The organism is Leifsonia shinshuensis, from assembly GCF_031456835.1.
Taxonomy (GTDB): Bacteria; Actinomycetota; Actinomycetes; order Actinomycetales; family Microbacteriaceae; genus Leifsonia; species Leifsonia shinshuensis_C.
The window spans coordinates 2,605,886-2,630,442 of sequence record NZ_JAVDVK010000001.1 but is presented as its reverse complement, the minus strand read 5'-3'; the positions used below and the strand labels follow the sequence as shown (position 1 = coordinate 2,630,442).

Sequence of the window (24,557 nt, the reverse complement as noted above, 5' to 3'; positions counted from 1 at the left end):
TGTCAACAATCGGACAAATCTTGACGTGAATGTTCAGAAGTGAACAGAATGGATGCGTGACCCCCGCTCCGCTCGCCGCCCTCGGCGTCGACGTGGGCACCACCAACACGAAGGTGGCGCTCGCCGTGCTCGGCGACGGCGTGACCGAGGAGCGCACGCTGAGCGTGCCGACGCCGCGGACCGGGGATGCGTTGCAGGCCGTGGTGCTCGGCGCTCTGCGCGAGGTCGCGATCGACAGCCCGCACCCGATCGCGGCGATCGGCGTCGCGTCCATGGGCGAGACCGGTTCGCTGACCGGTCCCGGCGGCATCCCGCGCGGCGACCTGCTCCGCTGGGCGGACGGCGACACCGCGACCGCCGACCGGCTCGTCGCGGCCGTCGGCGCACAGACCCTGTACGACGCGACCGGTGTGCCCGCCCCGCACAAGTCGCCGCTGACGCACTGGCTCCGGCTGGCAGCCGAGGGTGACGCCCGGCTCGGCGACGCCCACTGGCTCGGCGCCGACGGGCTCGTGGTGTCGGCGCTGACCGGCGAGGCGGTCACCGACCACACCCTCGCCGCCCGCACGATGGCGTACCGCCTGCCTGAATCCGGCGCGCCGCTCGCGGAGACCTTCGATCACGACCTCCTCGGACTCGCCGGCCTGACGCCCGATCGCTTCCCTCGAGTGGTCCTTGCGGGCGAGACGGCGGGCAGCCTCACCGCGAGCGCGGCATCCGCTCTCGGGCTGGGCGACGGCATCCCCGTCGTCGTCGCCGGGCACGACCACGCGGTCGGCGCCTGGGCGGCCGGCGCTCGGGAGCCCGGGAACGCGGCCGACTCGGTCGGGACCGCCGAGGCGCTGCTCCGGATCGCCCAGGGTGTCTCCCGGGAGGAGGCCCTTCGCGAGGGGATGTCCCTCGCGCGCTGCGTCGACGGCCGCTTCGAGACCCTCCTGGCCGGCAACCCGACGGCCGGGGCGCTGGTGGAGTGGGCGTTCTCGGAGCTGATCCCGGGCGCCGACCGGCACGACGTGCTGCAGCAGGCCCGGCTGCTCGCCGACGGTCCCCTCGATGCCTTCGTGCTGCCCTACCTGCGGGGACGCCAGTCGCCCGCGCCCGATGCGACCGCGACCGTGCGGCTCGTGCGCGCCGCGCGCTCCGGCACCGACGCCGGAGCCGAGCCCGTCGCCTCCGCCGACCCGGCCGCCGCCCTGACCGCCGTGCTCACCGGTCTCGCCCTCCAGCTCGCCTGGATGGATGCCGCTCAGAGCCGCCTCGCCGGCCCACGACGCGACGAGCTCGCCGTCCTCGGCGGTCCCGGAGCGGGCAATGGCGCCTGGTGGCGGCTCAAGCAACGCCTCGTGCCCGGCGTCCTCCGCCGCGCCGACGTCGCCGAGCCGGTCGCCACCGGCGCCGCCATGCTCGCCGTGCACCGTGTCGCCGGCCTCACCACCTCGCTGCCGCTGAGCAGCGCCGACACCGTCGCCTCCGTGGGCGATCCGGCCCTGCTGGACGCCTTCGTGCAGGCGGCGGCACCCGAACAGAAGGAAACCGCATGACCGACACCGCGTCCCGCCCGGCGCTCGACCTCGACGCCATCGCCCGCCCCGGCGGCGCCCTCGCGATGGTCGCGATGGACCAGCGCGAGAGCCTCCGCCACATGTTCGACCTCGCGGGGGCCGGCCGTCCGGCGGACGACGTGCTCGTCCGCTTCAAGCTGGAGGTCGCCGAGGCGCTCGGCCCGCTGGCCTCCGGCTTCCTCATCGACCGCCACTACGGCTTCGAGGCCGTCCGCGACACGCTCCCGTCGGGAACAGGTCTCATCCTGGCCGCCGACGAGCTCACCCAGGAGGACGGCGGCCCCGTCGAGGAGACGGCGCTCGACCAGGTCGTGCTCGATGACCTCGACCTCGCCGGCGTCTCGGCGCTCAAGCTGCTCGTGATCTGGCGCCGCGACGCCCTGCGCGAGCAGCGCGTCCGCCTCGTGGAGCGATTCGTCGCCGAGTGCCGCGCCCGCGGCGTCCTCTCCGTGCTGGAGCCGGTCGTCCGCGCGACGCCCGCCGAGCTCTCGGACGGCACCTGGGATCTCGACGTCGCGATCCGCGAAGCCGCCGCCGAGCTGTCGCCCTCCGGCCAGAGCCTCTACAAGGTGCAGGTTCCGCTGTCGGGCACCGGCGACGCACGCGCCCAGCGCGAGGAGAGCGAGCGCCTGAACGCCGCCATCACCGGGCCGTGGGTGGTGCTGTCCCAGGGCGTCGACCGCCCGGCGTTCCTGCCGGCCGTCGAGGCGGCCTGCCGCGCCGGGGCCAGCGGATTCCTCGCCGGCCGCGCCCTCTGGAGCGACGTGGTCGGCCGCGACGATGTCCCCACCGCGCTGCGCGAGCTCTCCGTGCCGCGCCTGGAGGCGCTGATCGACGTCGTCGACCGCGAGGCCCGGCCGTGGCGGGAGGCCTGATGATCGCGGGTCTGCTGCACACCGTCCCCGCCCTCGCGCCGTCCTTCGACGCCCTCGTCGCCGACGCCGTCCCCGGCGTCGCCCGCGAGCACGTCGTGGACGCGTGGATGCTCGAGACGGCCATCGCCGAGGGCGTCACTCCCGAGGTGCGCGAGCGGGTCGCCTCCCACCTGCGCCACCTCGCGGAGTCGGGCGCGGACGCCGTGCTGGTCACCTGCTCGTCCATCGGGGAGGCGGCCGAAGAGGCCGCCGCCGCGCTGCGCATCCCCGTCGTCCGGGTGGATGCGGATATGGCCGCCGAGGCCGCCCGGATCGCCGGGGTGAGCGGGCATCCGCGGATCGCGGTGCTCGCGACCAACACGGCGACCCTCGGGCCGACGACCCGGCTGATCGAGCGCGAGGCCGCGGCCCAGGGCGTGCAGGCGGACGTCACCGCGACGGTCGTCGAGGGCGCCGCGGCAGCACGCGCCGCGGGCGACCAGGAGACGCACGACCGGCTCATCGCCGAAGCTGTGCGCGCACATGCCGCGCCGTCGGGCGGCGCAGAGCCGGCCGCCGTGCTCGTGCTCGCCCAGGCGTCGATGGCGGCGGCCGCCGCCTCCGCGGGCGTCGACCTCCCCGTGCTCACCTCCCCGGCGGGCGGCGTCGCCCGCCTGGTGGAGGCACTGACCCCGTCGGACCCGGGAACGCCGGACGCCAGCGCGAACCGGCCGGCGCCTCCCGGGTCCGGCGGAACCTCGGCATCTGCTCTCGACGGAGAAGCCGCGGACGGGAGGCCCACCGCGTGACCGGCGTCGACCTCCTCGTCTACGCCGACCGGCTCGGCGGAGATCTCCCGCGGCTGCGTGCGCTCCTCGACGGTCCGCTGCGCGACTTCGCCGGGGTGCACATCCTGCCGTTCTTCGTGCCCTTCGACGGCGCCGACGCCGGGTTCGATCCGATCGACCACGGCACCGTCGACCCGCGCCTGGGCACCTGGGACGACGTCCGCGCCATCGCGGCGAACCGCGAGGTGACCGCCGACCTGATCGTCAACCACGTCTCGAGCGAGTCGGCCGAGTTCGTGGACTGGCTGGCGCTCGGTGAGGAGTCAACCCACGACGGCATGTTCCTCACCTTCGACACCGTCTTCCCCGACGGCGCGAGCGAGCACGACATCACCGCCTTCTACCGGCCGCGGCCCGGGCTGCCGTTCACCGCGTACCGGATGGCCGACGGCCGGCGGCGACTGGTCTGGACGACCTTCATGCCCAGCCAGGTCGACCTGGATGTGGCGAACGACCGCGCCCGCGCCTACCTGCGCCGCATCCTGGCGACCCTGCGCGCCGGAGGCGTCACGACCGTCCGGCTCGACGCGGTCGGCTACGCGGTCAAGACCCCCGGCTCCGACAGCTTCATGACGGAGGAGACGCTGGAGTTCGTGCGCGAGATCGTCGGCATCGCCCGCGAGGAGGGACTGCGGGTGCTCGTCGAGGTGCACGCGCACTACAGCCAGCAGCTCGCCATCGCGCCGCTGGTCGACCTCGTCTACGACTTCGCCCTCGCCCCGCTGCTGCTCCACAGCCTGGGCACCGGGACCTCGGACCGCCTGGCCGAGTGGCTGCGCATCCGCCCCGAGAACGCCATCACGGTGCTGGACACCCACGACGGCATCGGCATCATCGACGCCGGTCCCTCGGGCGACAGGCCCGGCCTCATCGACCAGGACGAGATGGCCGCGATCTTCGCCCGCGCCGCGGAGGCGACGCACGGGCACTCGACGCTCGCGTCCGTCATCCCCGCGTGGATGAGCCTCCCGCACCAGATCAACGCGACCTTCTTCTCTGCGCTGGGCGCGGACGCTGCGAGCTACCTGCTGGCCCGCGCGGTGCAGCTCTGGCTGCCCGGACGGCCGCAGCTCTACTACGTCGGCCTGCTCGGCGGTCTGGATGACGTGGCTCTGTTCGATCGGACCGGCCAGGGCCGCGACGTCAACCGCCACGTCTACACGCCCGAGGAGCTCGACACCGCCCTCGGCAGCGAGGTCACGCGCGCCCAGCTCGCGCTCGTGCGATTGCGGTCCACCCACGCGGCGTTCAAAGGTTCGTTCCGCTACCGTGTGGATGCGAACGGCGACCTCGCGCTGGAATGGGAGCTCGGTGACGAGCGTGCCGCCCTCGAGGTCTCGTTCGCGCCCGCCCCCCGCTTCCGCCTCCGGCTGACCGGCCCCGACGGCGGTCTCACTGCCGACTCCGCCGCCGCGCTCGCGGCACTCTGACCCCCGCCCCCGACAGAGGACCATGCAGACCACCCAGGACATCACCGTCACCCGCCGCGCGACCGAGGTCGTGCTGGTCGCGCCCGCCTACACGCTGGGCGTCGCCCTGACTCGCCCGCGCGCCACGATCGCCGGCCCCGACGGGGAGCTGTGGAGCGACCTCTCGCTGCTGGCGAGCGTCGACCGCGTCGGCGTCCCCGACGAGTCGTGCGGCCCGACCGCCGTCACGGTCGAGGAGGACCCGGACGGCTCGGTGCGCGTCACCGTGCTGACCGACTCCAGTGCGTGGGCGACGAAGGCCGTGGTGCTGCACTGCACGCCGCGCGAGGTGCGGGCACGGGTCGAGGTGACCACCGAGGAGGACGACGCCCGGATCGCCGACCTCACCATGTTCGGCGGGCAGGCCGCCCTGCCCACGGGTGCGGCGGGCACGTTCCGCTCGGGCATCCGCTTTCCGTCGGTGTTCGTCCCGACGCCGACCGAGCCGATCCAGGTGGTGCGCCTCTCGAACACGCAGGCGCAGCTGGGCGTGGTGGGCGACGCCGAGCCGGGACGCCTCCACGGCATCTTCTCGCCGCCGCCGCTGGTGTTCGGGCTGGGCCGCCCCTCCATCGCCGCGGACGCGCCGCACGGCCCCACCGACATGCCGGTCGGGGACTGGCTGGGCGTCTCGCTCGTCGCGCCGGTCGAGGAGCTCGGCTTCACCACCTTCCGCTACGACGCCATCGACGGCGGCTTCCTGTTCCGCCTCACCTACGAGGGCCACACGCGCGTCCGGGCCGGCGGATGGGTCTCGCCGGAGTTCGTGTTGCGGCCGGGCGGCGCTCCGCTCTCGCTGATCCGCGACTACCGCGACGACCTCGCGGCCCACGGCTGGGCGCGGCCGGCGGGCGAAAGCGCGTCGTGGTGGCACGAGCCGATCTTCTGCGGCTGGGGAGCCCAGTGCGCCCTCGCCGTGCGGATGAGCCACGAGGGGGAGGCGCTGGCGACGGACAACGCGGACGGCTTCGTGCTGCCCGCGGGCGCGGCCTTCGCCCCCGATCTGGCGCGCCAGTACCTCTACGACCGCTGGCTGCGGCGGCTCGCCGAGCACGACATCCACCCGGGCACCGTCGTCATCGACGACCGCTGGCAGGCCGACTACGGCACCAACACGGTCGACACCGAGAAGTGGCCCGACCTGCGCGCCTGGATCGACGAGCGTCACGCCGCCGGTCAGCGCGTGCTGCTCTGGTTCAAGGCGTGGGACCCGACCGGGCTGCCGGCGGAGCTGACGGTTCGGGATGCGCACGGCCGGCCGGTCGCCGTCGACCCGTCGAACCCCGCCTACCTCGAGGCGCTCGCCGAGCAGGTCACGCGGATGGTCTCCCCCGACGGCCTCGACGCGGACGGCTTCAAGGTCGACTTCACCCAGCGCGCACCGTCCGGCGTCACCCTCCGCACCCACGGCGACGGCGAGCCCGACGGCGGCGTCTGGGGAATCAGCGCGCTGCACGCGATCATCGCGACCATCCACGCGGCGGCTAAGGCGGCGAAGCCGGATGCGCTGGTCGTGACGCACACCGTGCATCCCTCGTTCTCGGGCGTCACCGACATGGTGCGCCTCAACGATGTCCTCGAGGACTCGGTGCACGGCGACCCGGTGCCCGTCGGTGACCAGCTGCGCTACCGCCACGACATCGCGGCCGCGGCGCTGCCCGGGCACCCGATCGACACCGACCAGTGGCCGATGCCGAACCGCGACGAGTGGCTGGCCTACTCGCGCATCCAGCCGGAGCTCGGCGTCCCCGCGCTCTACTACGTCGAATCCATCGACAACAGCCGCGAGGCGGTGACCGACGCCGACCTGGACGAGATCGCCGAGCTGTGGCGCGGCTACCGCGCGGCTCGCGGAGAGCGGGCCGAGAAGGAGCCGACCACGGTATGAGCGCGTTCACCGAGGTCGCTCCGGGCGTCCACCGGTTCGCGGACACCTGCAACGTCTACATCGTCACCGCGGGCGACGGTGCGGGCGACGGCCGCCGCGGGGCGATCGCGATCGACTTCGGGTCCGGAGACGTGCTCGACCACCTCGACGAGCTCGGCCTCGACACCCTCGACGCGATCCTCATGACCCACCACCATCGCGACCAGGGTCAGGGCCTGCCGCGCGCGGTCGCCGCGGGCATCCCCATCCACGTGCCGCCGGTGGAGCAGGACCTGTTCGCCCGCGTCGACGAGATGTGGTCGGCGCGAGCGCTCTACAACGACTACAACCTGCGCCAGGACCGCTTCTCGCTGCTCGACCCCGTGCCGATCGCCGGCACCGTGCCCGAGTACCGCACGGCACGGTTCGGCGCCATCGACGTGAAGACCGTCCCCGCCCCCGGTCACACCATGGGGTCGGTCGCCTACCTGGTCGACCGGGGGGATGCGCGGATCGCGTTCACCGGCGACCTCATCTACGCGCCGGGCAAGGTCTGGTCGCTCGCCGCCACCCAGTGGTCGTACACCGAGAACGAGGGCCCCGCCATGACGGTGCTCTCGTGCCTGCTGCTGCAGGAGGAGGAGCCGACCATCCTGCTCCCGTCGCACGGGGAGCCGATGCCGCAGGCGATCGAGGCGCTCGAGAGCCTCGCCGTCCGGATGGGCGAGTACGTCGACTCGCGGCGCACCAACCCGTGGGACCTGCGCGACTGGCTGGAGCGTCCGTTCGTCCGCCTCACCGACCACCTGCTCCTCAACCGCACCGCCAACTCGTGCGTCTACGTGCTGCTCAGCGACTCCGGCGCCGCCCTGTTCATCGACTACGGCTACGACATGTCGACGGGATGGCCGGCCGGCACCGACCGGGCCGCCCGCCGGCCGTGGCTCGCGTCGCTGCCCGCGCTCAAGCGCGACTTCGGCGTGACCTCGATCGAGGTCGTGCTCGGCACGCACTATCACGACGATCACATCGCGGGCCTGAACCTGCTGCGCGACGTGGAAGGCACCGAGGTGTGGCTGCCCGAGAACGTCGCGCCCATCATGGCCGACCCGATGCGCACGGACCTCCCGTGCCAGTGGTTCGAGCCCATCCCGGCCGACCGGGTGCTGCCGCTGGGCGGCACGGTCCGCTGGCAGGAGTACGAGATCGTCACCCACGAGCTGCCCGGCCACACGCTGTACGCGGCGGCCTTCGAGTTCGAGGTGGACGGCGTCCGCGTGCTCGCGACCGGCGACCAGCAGACCGCCGAGGGGCGGCTCGGCGTGCAGCGCGAGATCCTCAACTACCAGTACCGCAACCGGTTCCGCCGCGACGACTTCATCCAGAGCGCCGCGCTGTACCGGCGGGTGGCCCCCGGTCTGATGATCACCGGCCACTGGCAGGGCCGCGAGGTGGACGAGGACTACCTCCAGCTGCTGACGGAGCAGGGCGACGAGCTCGCGGCCATCCACGACGGGCTGCTCCCCGACGACGGGCAGCGGCCCCCGGCGGACGGCAACCTGGTGCTGGTCGAGCCGTTCTACCAGCGCGTCACGGCCGGTGACGACCTCACGTACGAGGTCGTCGTCGTCAATGCGTACGACGACGCCCGCGAGGTGGTGGCGGAGCTCGTGACGCCGCCCGGGTGGAGCCGTCCGGAACCCGCGGCGGTCGTCGCAGGCGCGGGCGAGACGGTACGGCTGCGGTTCGCGGTGCGCGCGGGCGGGGAGGCGCGGAAGCGCCAGCGGCTGGCGGCCGACGTGCGGGTCGGCGGGGTCCGGCTGGGGCAGGCGGGCGATGCGGTGGTCGACACAGTGGCGGCTACGGCGCTGGATGCGGTGGTCGACACGGCGGGGACGCTCGGCTAGCCTGCGGGCGTGGACCGCATCCCGCTCTACCGTGCCTGGTTCGGCGACCCGGACTCGCCGCACCCGCCGCTGCTGCTCATCCACGGCGGCGGTTCGACCATCGAGACGAACTGGGGCCTCCTGCTCCCGCTCGTCGCTCCGACCCGTTCCGTGCTGGCCGTCGAGCTGCAGGGGCACGGGCGCACGCCGTCGGGCGACCGGCCCGCGAGCTTCGAGGGCTCGGCGGACGACGTCGCCGCGGTGCTCGAGTCGCTCGGCGTCGGGCCGGTGGATGTGCTGGGCTTCAGCAACGGCGGGCAGGTCGCCCTCCAGCTGGCCGCGCGCCACCCCGACCTGGTCCGACGCCTGATCGCGGCGTCGGCGCCCGTCCGGCGCTCCGGAATGGTGGACGGCTTCTGGGACCGCCTCGCCGCGGGAACGTTCGACGACCTCCCCGCGCCGTACCGCGACGCGGACCTCGCCGTCAGCCGCGACCCGGAGCACGCCCGGCGGATGTTCGAGCTCGACCGCGAGCTGATGCTCGGCTTCGAGGATTTCCCGGATGCGCTGCTCGCCTCGGTCGCCGCCCCCACGCTCGTCGTCGGCGCCGACCGCGACGTGGTCCGCGCCTCCCACTTCGTAGAGCTGGCCGCCCTCCTCCCGGACGCCCGCCTCCTCATCGTCCCCGGCATCCACGGCGACTACCTCGGCGAACGCCTCGCCGCCGCCGGCGACCCTGCGTCCCTCCGCCGCACGCTCCCCCACCTCCTCGCCTTCCTCGACGCCCCCTGACCCCACCATCGGTTCCTGCCCCCCGTCGAGTACACGAAAAGTGCACGCTCTCCAGGCGAAAAGCGTGCACTTTTCGTGTACTCGACGGGGGGCGCCGGCGAGGAGGTCAGGCGGCGAGGAGGGCGTCGACCTGGGTGAGGGCCTCGCGCATGCCCTCCTCCATGTCGATCGCGAGCATCTCCTCCAGCTGGGCGGCCGATGCGAAGCGCACCAGCTGCGTCATGCGCGTGCGCCCGTCCCGCTCTTCGAACGTGGTCACCATGCGCACCGGCTCGCCAGGCATCGGGTTGCCGTTGTCGTCGGCGAAGCCGTCATCCAGCTCGATCCGTTCGGGGGCGTCGATCTCGGCGAAGCGCCACCAGCCGTGGGCCTTCGTGCCGTCGGGTCCGGTCATGTAGTACGCCGCGCGTCCCGCCGGCTCGAACTCGAACGTGTCGAAGGTGGCCGGCCACTCCGGCGGACCCCACCAGCGCTCCAGCTGCCGCGGATCGGACCACAGTTGCCACACTCGCTCGCGCGGGGCGTCGTACTCGGTGACGAACGTGAGCGTCAGCGCGCCCACATCCTTGGTCGACTCGATGAAGGTCATCGGCCGCTCCTCTCTGGTTGGTGGTGCGGGTGGTTCCGGTCGTCGTCGATGGATGCGGCGGGCCGCGTCGTCAGCGGCGGTCCGCGGCGAGGATCCCCTCGATCGCCGCATCCCGCCGCCGCCAGATCGCCTCGTACTCGTCGAGCAGCCGCGACGCACGGCGGATGGTCTCCGGGTCGCCGGAGACGACCCGCTCCCGTCCGCGCGCCCGCTTGCGCACGAGTCCGGCGCGCTCGAGCACCGCCACGTGCTTCTGCACGGCCGCGAAGCTCATGTCGTACCGCTCCGCGAGCTCGCTCACGGAGTGCTCGCCCTCCAGCGACCGCGCGACGATGTCCCGTCGCGTCGCATCCGCCAGCGCGTGGAAGAGCCGATCGACTTCGGCGTCCGTCATCTCATCTACAACCATTTGGTTGTACGTTAGCGCCGCACTCCGCCCCGCACAACCCCCGTCCGCATCGAGTCGTGAGTGGATGCGCGAATCCGCGACGAATTCGGACGTCATGTCACCACTCGCGGGGCGGCGCCGCCACCGCAACGCGCGCGTCGCGCCGACGCGGCGGGGCGCGCCCGCGTGGGCGCAACGCCGACGGCACGCACGCGCCCGCCCGCCCGCCCTCCCCGCGATCGACCGGTGAGTGGATGCGCGAATCCGCCCCGAATTCGGACGTCATGTCACCACTCGCGAGGCAGGCCGCCGGGCGCTTCTGGCGTCCGGAGACGAACGCCCCATGTTGACCCGCCCGCCCGCGTCGGCCTAGTATCTGTGGGAACGATCCCACACGATCCGCCGACGAAGGCGCGGTCGTGCACCCTCGGAAGGACATGATGGCAAACGGCCTCCGCGCCGTCCTCTCACTCGACATCGGCGGCACCAAGCTCGCTGTCGGTGTCGTCACGGAGGATGGACGAACCCACGCACTCACCGTCGAACCCACGCGTCGTGAAGAGGGTCCGGGTGTAATCGTTCCCAGACTCTTCGCCATGGGGCAGCGCGCCATCGCCGAGTCCGGTCTTGCGATCGAGGCCGTCGGCATCTCGTGCGGCGGTCCGCTCGACGCGAAGGCCGGCGTCCTGACCGGCCCGCTGCACCTCCCCGGCTGGATCGACCTGCCGATCGTGGAGCTCGCTGAGCGCGAGTTCGGCGTTCCCGCCGTGCTCGAGAACGACGCGACGGCCGGCGCTCTCGGCGAGTTCCGCTACGGAGCCGCCCGCGACGCCGACACCATGGTCTACCTGACGATCTCGACCGGCATCGGCGGAGGGGCCGTCATCGACGGCCGCCTGCACCGCGGCGCGGCCGGCAACGGCGGCGAGTTCGGTCACGTCATGGTCCGCACCGGCGGGCGCCCCTGCCTGTGCGGCCGGCGCGGGTGCCTGGAGGGCTACGCCTCCGGCACCTCGATCGCCCTCCGCGCCCGCGAGGCCGTCGCCGAGCGCGGGCAGGGCTCGTCGCTCGCGCAGCTGCCCGTCGTCCACGCCGAGGACGTCGTCGCGGCCGCGGCCGACGGCGACCCGCTCGCCTCGGAGCTGTGGGAGGAGACGATCGACGTGCTCGCCACCGCCCTCACCGACCTCGTCAACGTCTTCGAGCCCGACCTCGTCGTCCTCGGCGGCGGAGTGACCCGCTCCGGTGACGCCCTGCTCGTGCCGGTGCGCGAGCGGGTGGCCGCCGCCGCGATGGCGCCCGCAGCCGCCGCATCCACCGTGGTGCTCGCCGCGCTCGGCGACGTCGTCTGCGTCGTCGGCGCCGGCGCGGTCGCCTTCGACCGTCTGGACCAGCTCGAGGGCGCGATCGCCGGAGCACCGAAGGGAGGCCCCCGTGGCTGAGTGGATGCGACAGCAGCTGGAGGCTCACATCCAGGTCGCCGAGAAGGGCGAGGCCCTGCTGCCCGCGCTGCGTGAGGTCGGGAAGGTGCTCTGCGACGCGTTCGCCGAGCGCGGCATCCTGTACACCTTCGGCAACGGCGGCAGCGCTGCGGACGCCCAGCACTTCACCGGCGAGATCATCGGCCACTACAAGCGCGACCGGCGGCCGCTGGGCGCTGTCACGCTGAGCACCGACCCGACCACGATGACGTGCATCGCCAACGACTACTCCTACGACGACGTGTTCGCTCGGCAGGTCGCGGGCCTCGCACGCCCGGGCGACGTGGTCGCCGCTTTCACGACGAGCGGACGGAGTGCGAACATCGTCTCAGCGCTCGAAGCCGCGAAGGCGGCCGGCGCGACGACCCTGCTGTTCGGCGGGGGCGACGGCGGTCCCGCGCGGGAGTTCGCCGACTACGCGCTGCTGAGCCCGTCCACGACCACCCCGAGGATCCAGGAATTCCACACGTTCATGCTCCACGTGCTCTCCGAGATCGTGGATGCGTGGGCCGACGGCGACGAGGAGTACGCACTGTGACCACCCCGCACACGCCGGGCACCGACGCCGGAGCGCGCACGGAGACGGACGACGCGGCACGAGCGGTCGACGCCGTCCGCGTCGGCCCGGAGACTCCGGAGAAGTTCGCGGTGGATGCGGCGCAGGAGCAGCGCGAGAGCGCATCCGGCGCCGAGGTAGCCGGCGAGACCGGTGAGACGGCCGACCCCGACGCGGGCGGCAAGGCCCCCGTCGCGAACGCCCCCGCCGGCACCCAGCCCCGCGACCTCCCGCCGGCGAAGCGCCCGACCGCGACGCCGCAGCGCACCCTCCACATGATCGGCAACGCCCACCTCGACCCGGTGTGGCTGTGGCCCTGGCAGGAGGGCTACCAGGAGGCGCGCGCCACCTTCTGGTCGGCCATCCACCGCATGGAGGAGTACCCCGACTTCGTCTTCACCTGCGACCAGATCGTGCTGCTCAGCTGGGTGGAGGAGTCCGATCCCGAGCTGTTCGAGCAGATCAAGCGCCGTGTGGCCGAGGGCCGCTGGGTGAACGTCGGCGGCTGGTGGGTCGAGCCCGACAACAACATGCCGATGGGCGAGAGCTTCGTGCGCCAGGGCCTCTACGGCCAGCGCTACCTCGAGTCGCGCTTCGGGATGCCGTCGACCGTCGGCATGAACGTGGACCCGTTCGGCCACAATGCGATGCTCCCGCAGATCCTGCGCGGCCAGGGGATGGACTCGTACACGTTCCTGCGCCCCGGCCCGCACGAGTCCGACCTCGCGCCCAGCCTGTTCTGGTGGGAGGCGCCCGACGGCTCCCGCGTGCTGGCGTACCGCATCCCGTTCGAGTACTGCAGCCCGCCCGGGTCGGTGGACGGCCAGACCGAGAAGGCGCTCGCCTCCCTCGACCGCACGGTCGGCTTCGGCGAGAACGCGACCGCGATGGTCTTCTACGGCGTGGGCAACCACGGCGGCGGCCCGACGATCGCGAACATCGAGTCGATCCACCGCTACGACCGCATGGGCTCCTTCGGAAGGATGACGATGTCCTCACCGCGCACGTACTTCGACGAGGTGCTCGGGCGCGGCGAGGCGTTCCTCGACACGCTCCCCGTGCGCCGCGACGACCTGCAGCATCACGCGCCGGGCTGCTACTCGGCGCACTCCGGCATCAAGGCCTGGCAGCGCCGCGCGCAGTTCGCGGTGCTGAACGCGGAGCGCTGGGCGGCGGTCGTCGCCGCGAGCGACGGCGTCGACTACCCGCGCGAGCAGTTGGAGACCGCCTGGAAGCAGGTGCTCTTCAACCAGTTCCACGACATCCTGCCCGGCTCGGCGATCGAGCCGTCCTACGACGACGCGCGCGACCAGCTCGGCGAGGCCGTCGCGATCTCGAAGCGGATCATCACACGGGCGCACAACATCATCGCCCGCCAGGTGCAGGTCGACCGCGAGGACGGCACTCAGCCGGTCCTCGTCTTCAACCCGCACCCCTGGCCGGTGTCCGTGGATGTGGACTTCCAGTACGGCGCGCAGCGCGCCGGCGTCCACGTGGTCGACGAGAACGGCGAGCCGGTCGTCTTCCAGAACTCGCAGTCGACCGCCACGACGGACGACGTCTCGCGCGGCGCGGTCGTGTTCCGCGCCGACGTGCCCGCTCTCGGCTACCGCCTCTACCGCCTGCGCCCCGGAGCGGGACCGGGCGCCGCATCCAGCGCGCTGACGGTGACCGCTGACACTCTCGAGAACGACCACGTCCGCATCCGCATCGATCAGGAGACCGGCTGGATCTCGTCGTACCTGGTCAAGGCGACCGGTGTGGATGTGATGGCCGGCGTCGACGGCGCCCAGCACACCCAGATCAACGACGACCCGACCGACACGTGGGGCCACCGCGTCATCTCGTACGCCTGGCCGGGCGCGACCATGGCGCTGAAGCGGATCGTGGTCCGCGAGACCGGCCCGCTGCGTTCGCGGGTGCGGGTCGAGCGTGAGTGGGGAGCATCCACCCTGGTGGAGGAGCTCATCCTCGACCACGACTCGTCCGTCCTGCGCGTCAATGTCACGCTCGACTGGCGGGAGCAGGCGCACCTGCTGAAGCTGCGCTTCCCGACGGTGCTGGAGGACCCGACGGCGACCTACGAGATCCCGTTCGGCCACCTGGAGCGCCCGGTCGACGGCGCCGAGGAGCCCGCGCAGTCGTGGGTCGACCTGACCGGGACGGTCGACGGCGCCGCAGCGGGGATGACCGTCATCACGACGAACAAGCACGCCTACGACGTCTCGCCCGGCGGCGCCGACAACGGCGAGCAGCCCAGCATCGGCGTCACCGCGGTCCGCAGCCCCGTCTACTCGTGGCACGACCCGCGGCTCCTCGACCCCGAGGGCATCTACTCGTTCCAGGACCAGGGCGTGCAGCGGTTCAGCTACGAGCTGGTGCCGCACGCGGGCGACTGGCGGGAGGCCGACCCGATCCGCCGCGCCCTGGTGCTCGGCAACCCGGTGCGCGCGATGCAGGAGTCGTTCCACGATGGCGCCCTGCCCCCGGTGAACTCGTTCGCGGGCGACGGCGGCGACGCGGTCATGGTGACCGCGCTCAAGGGCACGGAGGACGAGACGGATGCGCCCGGCGGCGCGGACGTCGTCGTGCGAGCCGTCGAGACCCGCGGCGAGGGCGGACGGTCGCGCATCGAGCTGCCCTTCCTCGGGCGGACGATCGAGGAGGACTTCGGCCCCTCGCAGCTGCGCACCTTCGTCGTCCCGGCCGACCCGTCCCAGCCCGTTCGGGAGGTCGACCTGATCGAGCGCCCGCTGCCGTGAGCGCGCGGCCGGAGGTCTGTGCGACCGCGGTCGGCGCCGCTGCGGCGTCGGCCGAGGTCGCCCTCGACTGGACGGAGGCCGAGCTCGGTTGGCGCCTCACCGTACGTGTGCGATACACCGGCGATGAGGCGGCCGACGGCTCGGTGCTCGTCGAGGCGCCGGTCCACGGCGCCGACGACCCGTGGTGGCTGATCCCCGGCGCCTTCTACGGGGAGAACCGCCCCGCCGAGAACACCCGCGCCTTCCCCCGCTTCGAGGTCGGCGCCGACACCGCCGAGCAGCACGACGCCCTGGTGAGCGACACGTGGGAGTTCCGCGCCGACCGCGCGGCGACGCCCGCCGTGTTCGCCTGGGCGGGTGAGGGCCGCGGGGGTGTGGCGCTCGCCGCCGCCGAGACCTCGGCGCTCGGGCTGACGGGACTCGGCCTCGCCCACGACGCCGCCTGGGGCGACGCCACCGTGAGCCTCCGCTTCCCGTACCGCGAGTACCCGGTCACCTACTACGGCGACGCGCGTCCGCGCCCGGCCGACGTGTCCACCTACCGTTTCTCGCCCGGCGAGACCCTGGAGCTGTCGGTGCGCGTCTTCGCGCTCGACGCGTCCCGTCACGCCTACGCCCCGATCCTGCGCGCCCTGCACGCCGAGGCCGCCGCCGACACACCCCTTCAGCCGTGGGTGGATGTGGCGACCGCGGCGGACCTGACCGCCGACGGCCTGCTGACCTGGCACTACGACCCCGACCCCGGCGTGCTGCTGGAGACGGTCGGCTTCGACCGCGAGGTCAGCGGCCGCGACGGCCTCACCGTCGACCGCCAGGCCATGCACGTCGGCTGGGTCAGCGGCATTCCGTGGGCGTACGCGCTGCTCGCCCACGGTCTCCGCACCGACCGCCCCGCCGAGGCGGACGCCGCGCGCCACGTGATCGACTTCATCAGCGCGAACCTCTCGCCGTCGGGCACGTTCTGGGGCGTCTGGTACCGCGACCACGGCTGGACGCAGAGCTGGACGGAGCTGAAGCGCGGCCTGCACGCCCGCACGCTCGGCGAGGCGACGCTGTTCCTCCTCCGCGCCCAGGCGCTGGACCCGCATCCCCGGTGGGAGGACGCCCTCCGCTCGAACCTGAATGTGATGGTCGGCCGCCAGCGTGCCGACGGGAACCTCGGGTCGGTCCACCACGCCGAGACCGGCGAGGTGCTGTCCTGGTCGGGCGCCTCCGGCCTCACCTGGATCGCGGCTCTGGTTGAAGCCGCCGATCGCGACGACCGGTACCTCCCTGCCGCCCTCGCGGCCGGCCGCTACTACGAGCAGTTCGTCCACCGCGAGTTCGTCCACGGTGCGCCCGAGGACGTCGACCTCGCACCGACCTCCGAGGACGGCTACGCCGCGGTGATGGCGTACGTCGCGCTGCACCGGGCGACGGGCGACGCGCACTGGCTCGACCTGGCACGGCGCGCGGCCGATTGGATGCTGACCTTCCGGTACACGTACGACGTGCGCTTCCCGGAGCACACCCTGCTCGGCGCCTACGGCTTCCGCACGCGCGGAGCCGACAACGCCTCCCCGTCGAACCAGCACCTGCACGCCTACGGCCTCGTCTGCACCGCCGAACTGCGCGAGCTGTCCGCCGCGCTCAGCGACCCGCACTACGCGGAGCGGGCGGAGGAGACCCTCGCCTGCTTCCGCCAGTTCATCGCGCGCGAGGACGGCGACTTCAACGCCTACCGCGGCATGGTCAGCGAGCGGTACTACCAGACCGCGTGCTTCCAGCCGAAGGGGATGCTGCTGACGCTGTCGCACGCGTGGAGCGCCGGAGTGACGCTGCTGGCGTGCGAGCAGACGCTGGCGGGCTGACAGGGTCAGCGCCGTCTGGCGCCGGTCGGAGGGGGGCGTTCTGGGCATCATGCCGGTCGGAGCAGAAAGAACGAGCCGGCCGCTCCAGCGCTCAGGCAGACCGCGGAGCACCCGAACAGCAGGACGATCAGACCGATCTCGGGGAGCGTTGTCGTCCCGATGACCAGCCCGATCAGGGCGAGGCCGATCCCTGTCGCAAAGAGTACGACGGTGGCGAGCCAGCCGAGTGCGGTGCCCGAGTCGATCGTGCTCGTGCGGCGCATGCCGTTTCCTGTTCTCTCTGAGGACATCATTCGCCAGCGCAGCCCGCCCGCGACAGTCAGCGCTCCGCGACCAGACGCAGACGCGGTCCCGAGGCGCCCGTGGGGATACGCGAACGGTCGATGAGCGCGGCGTGGTCGAGCGCGTGCACGAGGTCTTCCGGGTCGCACCATTCCACGTAGCCGCCGCCGTCGGTCGGCCACTGGACCTGGACGATGTGCAGCGTATCCCTCGTGACATCGACCGCCATCACCTCGCCGCCGCGCTCGTCCCCGTTCACTCGATCGACGCGCATCCCGGGCCGGAACAGCTCGGGCAGGCTGTTTCCAGCGACGACCGAACCGGCCGGGGTGCGGTGCGCGCTCCGGGTCGCGGCCGCGAACCAGCGGGACCGCATGATGATGCCGGCGATGATCGCCGTGTCCTTGTCGAGGTTCAGCCCCTCTCGGTGGGCGTCCTGAAGCACCATGGTGAGCGCGGACTGGCCGCCCTCCCAGCACTCGAACGGCGGCTCGGTGCCGAGCTCACGGGTGTCGCGATCGATCATGTCCATGCGGATTCCTGCCTTTCGTCTTACCTAGACAGACGCGTCTACGAAGCATCCATGACGGAACCGCCCGGGTGCCGCGCCGTAATCCGTGCATTCGTGCGTTCGACGCCGCGTCCCCGTCACAATTTGTGTTCCCATCCGTCTGCACAAGTAGTCACCTTGTGCAGTGGGCCACTGCAATCGGCCGCCGAGCGCCCCCGCTCGACGAGCCGGTCTCGGATGCGATCGGATCGGACACCTCATGAGACTCAGGACCAAACTGGTGGCCGGCCTCACGGCCGGTCTCGTCAGCGCCATGACGCTGACGGCGGCGGCTGCGCCAGCGCAGGCGGCGCCCCTCCCGGCGCCGCCGGTGCCGACGGTGACCCCGAGCAGTGGGCCGGCGGCCGGGGGGACGGCCGTGACGATCGATGTGCCGCAGATCCAATTCAGTGACGTGCAATGCGGTGCTAATCACTGCCTGGGCCTGACAGTCAACGGCCTCGTGCTGGCGTGGGGAGATAACGCCCACGGGCAGCTGGGCGACGGAACCACAACCGATCGAAGCGTGGCAACACCGGTGCGCGGCCTGACAGGTGCCGTGGCGGTTTCTGCCGGGCTCCAGCATTCTGTCGCGCTCAAGGACGATGGCTCGGTGTTCGCATGGGGTCAGAACGACGCGGACCAGGTGGGCGACGGATCCAGAAACGACCAACTAAGGCCCGTGAAGGTAGCCGGCCTGGACGGAATCGCGGAGATCGATGCGGGAAATTCCTACACCGCAGCGCGCAAGGACGACGGCACAGTTCTCGCATGGGGAAAGCGGCTCGACGCTCGGAAAGGTCACAACTCCGCGCCGATCGTCGTCGATGGTCTGTCGAGCATCTCCGACATTTCTGCGGGCGGCGAGTTCCTTGCCGCTAGGCGCTCGGATGGTGCCTGGCTTACCGTGGGGGATGCTCAGGGACTCGGAGTGTCCCTCCACCCCGATACTGGGTGGACAGACGTGCCTCAAACGCCGACGGATCTGGACGGCGCGGTCCAGCTCTCAACTGGCAACATCCACGGGCTCGCTCTCACGGCAGATGGCAAGGTGCTTTCGTGGGGGATCAACAACAACTGTCAACTAGGTGACGGGACCACCCTGCATCGCGATTTACCGGCCGTGGTGCCTGGCCTGCCCGAGATCGCTTGGGTCGCCACTGCTGATTCGACGTCATACGCGATGGCGAAAGACGGCACGCTCTATGGCTGGGGATACAACGGCACGGGCAAGTTGGGTAATAGCCGCACCCAATGCGAACGTGTTCCGGTAGCGCTACCTGCATGGTCCGATGTCGCGCACGTGCGAGGTGGCTGGTACCACACCATCGTGCTGAGGTCGAATGGGACCCTCCTCGCTGCCGGTGCAAACACATACGGTCAATTGGGTGATGCGACGACGGCCCAGCAAACGGCTCCGGTGAAGAGCGGCGTCCCGAACGTGACAGGGATCTCGTTCGATGGCGCATCCGGCACCGCCTTATCCCAGAACGGCGCCACCGTAGACGCAAAGACTCCCCGCCATGCTGTCGGTGCGGTGGATGTCCGGGTCGCCTCCGAGTACGGTGACGGCACTCCCCTACCGGTCGTCACGTCGCCCGCTGGCTTCACCTACACGGCCGGCGCCGCAGATGCGGCATCGTCCTCCATCTCGGTAACCTCTGGGCATCGCACCGCGGACGGCGTGGACACGCACATCGTCACCGTGATCGCGAAGGACAGCGAAGGCAACCCGGTCAAGGACGCTGCGGTCGATTTCACCCCCGCCACGGGAGCAACGCCCCAGGCACTTTCCGCGACGACCGACGCGGCCGGCAAGGCGGAGACCCCCGTGACCTCGAGGGTCCCCGGCACGTACGACATGCGCGCCACCATCGGCGGCGTCCTCGTGGCCGGGTCGCCGAAGCCGGTCACCTTCGTGGCCGGCGCCGCGGTCGCGTCGAAGTCTCAGCTCACCGTCAGCACCGGTCCCCGAACGGCTGACGGTTCTGACACTCACACCCTCTCGGTGCTCGCCAAGGACGCCCAGGGCAACCCCGTCCCGGACGCTCTGGTCGGCTTCACCGGCCCCGTCGGCGTGACCCTGTCGGCGAGTTCCGCAAGAACGGACTCCACCGGTGTGGCCACGGTCACCGTCACTTCCACCCGGTCCGGCACGTACAGCATGGGTGCCACGATCGGCGGCACGCCCGTCGTCTCCTCGCCGCAGCCCGTGACGTTCGTGGCGGGCGCTGCCGACGCGACCATGTCGAGCCTCGCCGTGTCCGGCGGCGCACAGCTGGCGGACGGCGCGGCGACGCACACCGCGACGGCAACCGTGCGGGATGCGTTCGGCAACCTCGTCCAAAACGCCACCGTCCGGTTCACGGCGCAGTTCGGGGCGACGCTGTCCGCCCCGAACGCCGTCTCGGCGGCCGACGGCACCGCCGCGGTGACGGTCACCTCGACCGCGCCCGGCCAGTACAGCATCCACGCCTACCTCGGCGCGGCGGAGCTCACACGGTCCCCAGGCTCGGTCGCCTTCACGGCGGGCCTCCCGTCGACCTCCTTGTCGACGTTCTCCGTCTCGTCCGGCATGAAGGTCGCGAATGGTGCGGACACGCACACCCTCACCGCCGTCATCAAGGACGACCGCGGCAATCTGCTGCCCGGCGTCCCGGTGGAGTTCGCCGTGCCCGGCGCAACGCTGTCCGCGGCCTCTGCACTGTCCGACGCGTCAGGCATCGCGCGGGTGACGGTCACGAGCACGAAGGCGCGCACGTACCAGGCGTCGGCGGCGCTCACGGGTGCGGCGATCACCGGCTCTCCGAAGGACATCACCTTCGTCGCGGGAGTTGCGTCCGCCGCCGACTCGACGATCTCAGCGAGCCCGACGTCCATCCCTGCGGACGGCGTCACCGCCACCACCATCACGGTGAGGCTGAAAGACGACAATGGCAACCCGCTGACGGCGGGCGGCGATCGGGTCACTCTCTCGACGACCGCCGGCACCCTCTCCGCGGTGAGGGACAACGGCGACGGCACCTACACCGCGACGCTGACTGGTACCGATCCGGCCACGGCCACCCTCTCCTTCACGGTCGGTGGCGCCAGCGCCCCGGCGACGGTGAAGGTGACCCTCGACGACGTCGCCCGGTACGCCGACGCCGCCACGTCGACCCTGACGGTCACTCCGGGATCGAAGATCGCGGACGGCACCGATTCGCACACGCTCACCGCGACCGTCCGGGACGCGGCCGGCAAGCCGCTGAAGGGCGTGTCGGTGACGTTCGCCGCCGCCCCGACCGCGACGCTCTCCTCCACCACCGACGTCTCCGACGCGGCAGGCGTCGCCACGGTGCGCGTCACCTCTACGAAGGCCGGCAGCCATCAGGTCGCTGCCGCCATCGCGGGAGCCTCCCTTGCCGGGTCGCCGCAGAACGCGTTGTTCGCGGCCGGCCCCGCATCGCTCAAGGAGTCGACGATCGCCGCCAGCCCGACCACCATCCCCGCGGACGGCACCACGGCATCCACGGTCACGGTCACCCTGAAAGACGCCAACGGCAACCCGCTGACGTCCGGCGGCGCGGACGTGAGGCTATCGACCACCGCCGGCACGCTCTCCGCCCTGAGGGACAACGGCGACGGCACCTACTCGGCGACCCTGACCGGCACCGACCCGGCGAAGGCAACACTGTCCTTCAGCCTGGGCGGCAGTACGGCCCCTTCCACCATCACGGTCACGCTCGCTGACGTGGACGGCGTCCCGGATGCGGGAGCGTCGGCCTTCTCGGTGACTGCGGGCACTCGCGCGGCGGACGGCAAAGCCACCCATACCCTCACCGCGACCGTGAAGGATGCGAACGGCAAGCCGGTCAAGAATGCGAAGGTCACTTTCACCGCGGCGAAGGGGATCACGCTCTCGGCGGCGTCGGACACCACAGACCCATCCGGCATCGCCTCCGTCGGCGCCACCAGCACGAAGGCAGGAACGTACGACGTGACGGCGTCGCTCTCGGGCGCCGCGATCAACGGCTCACCGAAGCAGATCGTGTTCGTCGCGGGCGCGCTCTCGCTTCCCGACTCGACCATCACGGCGAGCCCGACGAGCATCCCTGCCGACGGCACCTCCTCCTCCACCATCACGGTCACGCTCAAGGACGCCGAGGGGAACCCGCTGCTCGGCGGCGGCGCCGGCGTGACGCTCTCCACCACGACCGGGACCCTGTCGTCGGTGACCGACAACCGGGACGGAACGTACACCGCGACGCTCACCGGATCCGGCCCCGGAACGGCGGAGCTGTCGTTCGCGGTCGGTGGAACAACCGCCCCCGTGACGATCCGGGTCGAGCTGACCGAGGTCACGGGAACGCCGGACGCTTCGGCCACCCGCTTCGCTGTGTCCCAGGGCGCCAAGGTCGCCGACGGGAAGGACGCCCACACGTTGAGCGCGACCGTCAAAGACGCGAAGGGCAAGCCGGTGAAGGGCGCACGGGTGACGTTCACCGCCGAGACGGGTGTCACCCTCTCCGCTGCCTCCGACCTCTCCGATGCTGCCGGCGTCGCCTCGGTCACCGCGCACACGACGCGGGCGGGGTCGTACCAGGTCAGCGCTCAGCTGGCCGGGGCGACCGTGTCCGGCGCCCCGCAGGCCGTGGTGTTCATCGCGGGCGCGGCCGTCGCGAACGCGACGACGGTCACCGCGACGCCATCCTCCATCCGCGCGGACGGCAAGGCGAAGAGCACGATCACCGTTCGTCTGGTCGACCAGCACGGAAACGCGCTCACGACGGGTGGTGACGCCGTCGCGGTCTCCAGCACGGCGGGAACCGTATCCGGCGTGACGGACAACGGCGACGGCTCCTACAGCGCCACGCTGTCCGGCACGAAGCCCGCCAGCGCCGTCGTATCCGTTACGGTGAACGGCACGAAGGCGTCCGCCACGGCAACGGTCGTGCTGCTGGAGGCGGGTATCGAGGTCACCCGGGTGGCGGGTTCCGACCGCTACGGCACGTCGATCGAGGTGTCCCGCAGGGAGTTCCCCGACACCGCTCCCGTGGTCTTCGTCGCCTCCGGCGAGAACTTCCCGGATGCGCTGTCCGCCGGTCCCGCCGCGGCCAAGGCCGGGGGTCCGATCCTGCTGACGCCGACCGGGTTCCTGCCGGCCGTGGTGAAGGACGAGATCGCGCGCCTCAAGCCTCAGCGGATCGTGCTGGTCGGCGGGACGGCGGCCGTCTCGGCCGCTGTCGAGGCCGAGATCGCGTCGTTCCGTCCGAGCGGAACAGTCGTCCGCGAATGGGGCGGCGACCGGTACGGCACCTCGCAGGCGATCGCGGCCGCCGAGTTCACCAGCGCATCACGCGTGTACGTGGCAACCGGCGCGGACTTCCCCGACGCCCTGACCGCGGGAGCCGCCGCGGGATCGAAGGACGCCCCGGTGCTCCTCGTCCCGGGCTCGCGGGCCGTGGTCGACACCGCCACCGCCGCGACCCTCCGGAAGCTCGGCGCGTCGACCATCTCGGTGGTCGGCGGACCGGCGGTGGTGTCCGCGGAGATGGTCGGGTCGCTGGCGCAGTACGGCGCCGTCTCGCGCCTCGCCGGCGCCGACCGGTTCGGCACGGCCTCGGCGGTGAACCGCGACGCATTCCGCACGGCGGACACCGCCATGATCGCCTCGGGACTCAACTTCCCGGACGCGCTCTCCGCGGCGCCCTGGGCGGCCACAACCGATTCCCCGCTGTACCTCGCGCGCCCCGAGTGCGTGCCGCAGCTCGTCCTCACCGATCTGCGAGACCTCGGGGTGTCGCGGGTCTACCTGATCGGCGGAACGGCGGTGCTGAGCGTCCGCCTGGAGACGCTCACCAGCTGCGGCTGACATCCACAACGAGCCAGCCGCGACGCGTGCAGTACCACCCGTCAGCCGCGACGCAGGCGGTACCACCCGCCTGCGTCGCGGCTGAGCTCGATCCTCGCCTCACCGGTGCAGTCCCCAGAACGCCCACGGCGACACCCGGTCGAGCCAGGGATCGCGCTCGGCCCGCCGGGCGCTTCGCCGCACCCGCAACGCGCGGTACCGGATGCGTATCCACCGCCCGACGCTCTCCGCCGGGATCGCGGGCCGATGCGCGACCGTGATGATTCGTTGTGCCGTCTGGTCCACCATGACCCTCCTAACACCGGCTAAAGCAAATGACCGGTGTTCCAACACTGACCCCTCCCGGTGACACCTGTCAAGAGCGTATGCTGGTGTGATGGGTCGACAGACGGATCTCGCGTTCCAGCGAGAGGACGAGATGATCCCCGCGCGGCTCAAGCTGGTGCGGGATTTCGTCAACACGGTCGAGTACCAGGAGGACGAGGAGGGCTGGGAGCAGCCGGCCGACCTCACGTCGTGGCTCGTCGGGCGCGGACTGCTCGGCGACGACAGCCCGCCCGCCACCGACGCCGACCTGGCGCTCGCGAAGGCGTTGCGCGAGGGTCTGCGCTCTGTGCTCGCAACCCACGCCGGTCACGAGGCCGACCCCGCCGCGCTCCGGAGCCTCGACGACGCCCTCGCCGAACTGCCGCTGCGGTTGTCCTTCGCGGCCGACGCGTCGTTCGCTCTCCAGCCCGCGAGTGACGGTGGCGCGCGGGGGGCGCTTGCCGGAGTGCTGGATGCGGTCCGCGCGTCGCGCGAGGACGGCAGCTGGTCGCGCCTCAAGGTCTGCGACCGCGTCACCTGCCGGTGGGCCTACTACGACTACTCGAAGAACCGCTCCAGCCGCTGGTGCACCATGGCGGGCTGCGGGAACGCGGTCAAGATGCAGAAGGCGCACGCGCGCCGCGCATCCACCCCGGCCTGA

18 protein-coding genes are annotated in these 24,557 nt (G+C 71.9%); 13 read left to right on the top strand and 5 right to left on the bottom strand.

Going from position 1 to position 24,557, the window contains the following annotated elements; genetic code table 11:
- The first annotated feature begins 56 nt into the window (after window positions 1-56).
- The 7 genes from J2W45_RS12725 to J2W45_RS12695 are packed head-to-tail and all read left to right on the top strand — an operon-like array spanning window position 57 to window position 9,278.
- Window positions 57-1,541, top strand: coding sequence for an FGGY-family carbohydrate kinase (locus tag J2W45_RS12725; RefSeq protein WP_310132412.1), 1,485 nt, complete (start codon window positions 57-59; stop codon window positions 1,539-1,541).
- Window positions 1,538-2,437, top strand: a complete 900-nt coding sequence (locus J2W45_RS12720; RefSeq protein ID WP_310132411.1) for a hypothetical protein — start codon at window positions 1,538-1,540, stop codon at window positions 2,435-2,437. Before J2W45_RS12725 ends, J2W45_RS12720 begins: the two co-directional genes overlap by 4 nt.
- Entirely contained in the window at window positions 2,422-3,225 is an 804-nt protein-coding gene (locus J2W45_RS12715; protein WP_310132410.1) for an aspartate/glutamate racemase family protein, read from the top strand. The genes J2W45_RS12720 and J2W45_RS12715 overlap by 16 nt, the downstream gene beginning before the upstream one ends.
- Window positions 3,222-4,694 carry a sucrose phosphorylase gene (gene gtfA / locus J2W45_RS12710; RefSeq protein WP_310132409.1) on the top strand — a complete coding sequence of 491 codons (1,473 nt, stop codon included), beginning with the start codon at window positions 3,222-3,224 and terminating at the stop codon, window positions 4,692-4,694. Before J2W45_RS12715 ends, gtfA begins: the two co-directional genes overlap by 4 nt.
- Before the next feature lie 22 nt (window positions 4,695-4,716).
- Window positions 4,717-6,621 carry an alpha-amylase family protein gene (locus J2W45_RS12705; RefSeq protein ID WP_310132408.1) on the top strand — a complete coding sequence of 635 codons (1,905 nt, stop codon included), beginning with the start codon at window positions 4,717-4,719 and terminating at the stop codon, window positions 6,619-6,621.
- The gene (locus J2W45_RS12700) at window positions 6,618-8,507 is read left to right on the top strand and encodes an MBL fold metallo-hydrolase (RefSeq protein WP_310132406.1); all 1,890 of its coding nucleotides are present in this window, start codon (window positions 6,618-6,620) and stop codon (window positions 8,505-8,507) included. Before J2W45_RS12705 ends, J2W45_RS12700 begins: the two co-directional genes overlap by 4 nt.
- Before the next feature lie 9 nt (window positions 8,508-8,516).
- Window positions 8,517-9,278 carry an alpha/beta fold hydrolase gene (locus tag J2W45_RS12695; protein ID WP_310132404.1) on the top strand — a complete coding sequence of 254 codons (762 nt, stop codon included), beginning with the start codon at window positions 8,517-8,519 and terminating at the stop codon, window positions 9,276-9,278.
- Between the two features lie 106 nt (window positions 9,279-9,384).
- Here J2W45_RS12695 and J2W45_RS12690 read toward each other — a convergent pair whose 3' ends face one another.
- Entirely contained in the window at window positions 9,385-9,867 is a 483-nt protein-coding gene (locus J2W45_RS12690) for an SRPBCC family protein (RefSeq protein ID WP_310132402.1), read from the bottom strand.
- Window positions 9,868-9,937: 70 nt separating this feature from the next.
- Window positions 9,938-10,276: an ArsR/SmtB family transcription factor gene (locus J2W45_RS12685; protein ID WP_310132401.1), complete on the bottom strand. Its 339-nt coding sequence runs from the start codon at window positions 10,274-10,276 to the stop codon at window positions 9,938-9,940.
- A 416-nt stretch (window positions 10,277-10,692) separates the two neighbouring features.
- Here J2W45_RS12685 and J2W45_RS12680 point away from each other — a divergent pair, with 416 nt between their 5' ends.
- From J2W45_RS12680 to J2W45_RS12665, 4 genes are read left to right on the top strand one after another with little or no spacing between them, the layout of a single operon-like run.
- Window positions 10,693-11,697, top strand: a complete 1,005-nt coding sequence (locus tag J2W45_RS12680) for an ROK family protein (RefSeq protein WP_310135021.1) — start codon at window positions 10,693-10,695, stop codon at window positions 11,695-11,697.
- Window positions 11,690-12,274, top strand: a complete 585-nt coding sequence (locus J2W45_RS12675) for a D-sedoheptulose-7-phosphate isomerase (RefSeq protein WP_310132400.1) — start codon at window positions 11,690-11,692, stop codon at window positions 12,272-12,274. Before J2W45_RS12680 ends, J2W45_RS12675 begins: the two co-directional genes overlap by 8 nt.
- A complete protein-coding gene (locus tag J2W45_RS12670) occupies window positions 12,271-15,054 on the top strand; it encodes an alpha-mannosidase (protein ID WP_310132399.1) in 2,784 nt (927 codons plus the stop codon). Before J2W45_RS12675 ends, J2W45_RS12670 begins: the two co-directional genes overlap by 4 nt.
- Window positions 15,051-16,904 carry a hypothetical protein gene (locus J2W45_RS12665; RefSeq protein ID WP_310132397.1) on the top strand — a complete coding sequence of 618 codons (1,854 nt, stop codon included), beginning with the start codon at window positions 15,051-15,053 and terminating at the stop codon, window positions 16,902-16,904. Before J2W45_RS12670 ends, J2W45_RS12665 begins: the two co-directional genes overlap by 4 nt.
- Window positions 16,905-16,951: 47 nt before the next feature.
- Here the strand turns inward: J2W45_RS12665 and J2W45_RS12660 are convergent, their stop codons facing one another.
- Complete coding sequence (locus J2W45_RS12660) at window positions 16,952-17,167, bottom strand: hypothetical protein (protein ID WP_310132395.1); 216 nt, start codon at window positions 17,165-17,167, stop codon at window positions 16,952-16,954.
- Window positions 17,168-17,223: 56 nt separating this feature from the next.
- A complete protein-coding gene (locus J2W45_RS12655; RefSeq protein ID WP_310132393.1) occupies window positions 17,224-17,718 on the bottom strand; it encodes a hypothetical protein in 495 nt (164 codons plus the stop codon).
- 238 nt (window positions 17,719-17,956) lie between these two features.
- On the opposite strand from J2W45_RS12655, the gene J2W45_RS12650 reads away from it, so the two are divergent.
- Window positions 17,957-23,590 carry an invasin domain 3-containing protein gene (locus tag J2W45_RS12650; RefSeq protein WP_310132392.1) on the top strand — a complete coding sequence of 1,878 codons (5,634 nt, stop codon included), beginning with the start codon at window positions 17,957-17,959 and terminating at the stop codon, window positions 23,588-23,590.
- A 99-nt stretch (window positions 23,591-23,689) separates the two neighbouring features.
- Here J2W45_RS12650 and J2W45_RS12645 read toward each other — a convergent pair whose 3' ends face one another.
- Window positions 23,690-23,878, bottom strand: coding sequence for a hypothetical protein (locus tag J2W45_RS12645; protein ID WP_310132391.1), 189 nt, complete (start codon window positions 23,876-23,878; stop codon window positions 23,690-23,692).
- Window positions 23,879-23,966: 88 nt separating this feature from the next.
- Between J2W45_RS12645 and J2W45_RS12640 the strand changes: the two genes are divergently transcribed.
- A complete protein-coding gene (locus J2W45_RS12640; RefSeq protein ID WP_310132388.1) occupies window positions 23,967-24,557 on the top strand; it encodes a CGNR zinc finger domain-containing protein in 591 nt (196 codons plus the stop codon).

Bases quoted from the DNA above. Each gene is read 5' to 3' on its own strand.
- J2W45_RS12720 (WP_310132411.1), top strand. From the start codon at position 1,538: ATGACCGACACCGCGTCCCGCCCGGCGCTCGACCTCGACGCCATCGCC.
- J2W45_RS12705 (WP_310132408.1), top strand. From the start codon at position 4,717: ATGCAGACCACCCAGGACATCACCGTCACCCGCCGCGCGACCGAGGTC.
- J2W45_RS12700 (WP_310132406.1), top strand. From the start codon at position 6,618: ATGAGCGCGTTCACCGAGGTCGCTCCGGGCGTCCACCGGTTCGCGGAC.
- J2W45_RS12690 (WP_310132402.1), bottom strand. From the start codon at position 9,867: ATGACCTTCATCGAGTCGACCAAGGATGTGGGCGCGCTGACGCTCACG.
- J2W45_RS12685 (WP_310132401.1), bottom strand. From the start codon at position 10,276: ATGGTTGTAGATGAGATGACGGACGCCGAAGTCGATCGGCTCTTCCAC.
- J2W45_RS12680 (WP_310135021.1), top strand. From the start codon at position 10,693: ATGATGGCAAACGGCCTCCGCGCCGTCCTCTCACTCGACATCGGCGGC.
- J2W45_RS12660 (WP_310132395.1), bottom strand. From the start codon at position 17,167: ATGCGCCGCACGAGCACGATCGACTCGGGCACCGCACTCGGCTGGCTC.
- J2W45_RS12655 (WP_310132393.1), bottom strand. From the start codon at position 17,718: ATGGACATGATCGATCGCGACACCCGTGAGCTCGGCACCGAGCCGCCG.
- J2W45_RS12650 (WP_310132392.1), top strand. From the start codon at position 17,957: ATGAGACTCAGGACCAAACTGGTGGCCGGCCTCACGGCCGGTCTCGTC.
- J2W45_RS12645 (WP_310132391.1), bottom strand. From the start codon at position 23,878: ATGGTGGACCAGACGGCACAACGAATCATCACGGTCGCGCATCGGCCC.
- J2W45_RS12640 (WP_310132388.1), top strand. From the start codon at position 23,967: ATGGGTCGACAGACGGATCTCGCGTTCCAGCGAGAGGACGAGATGATC.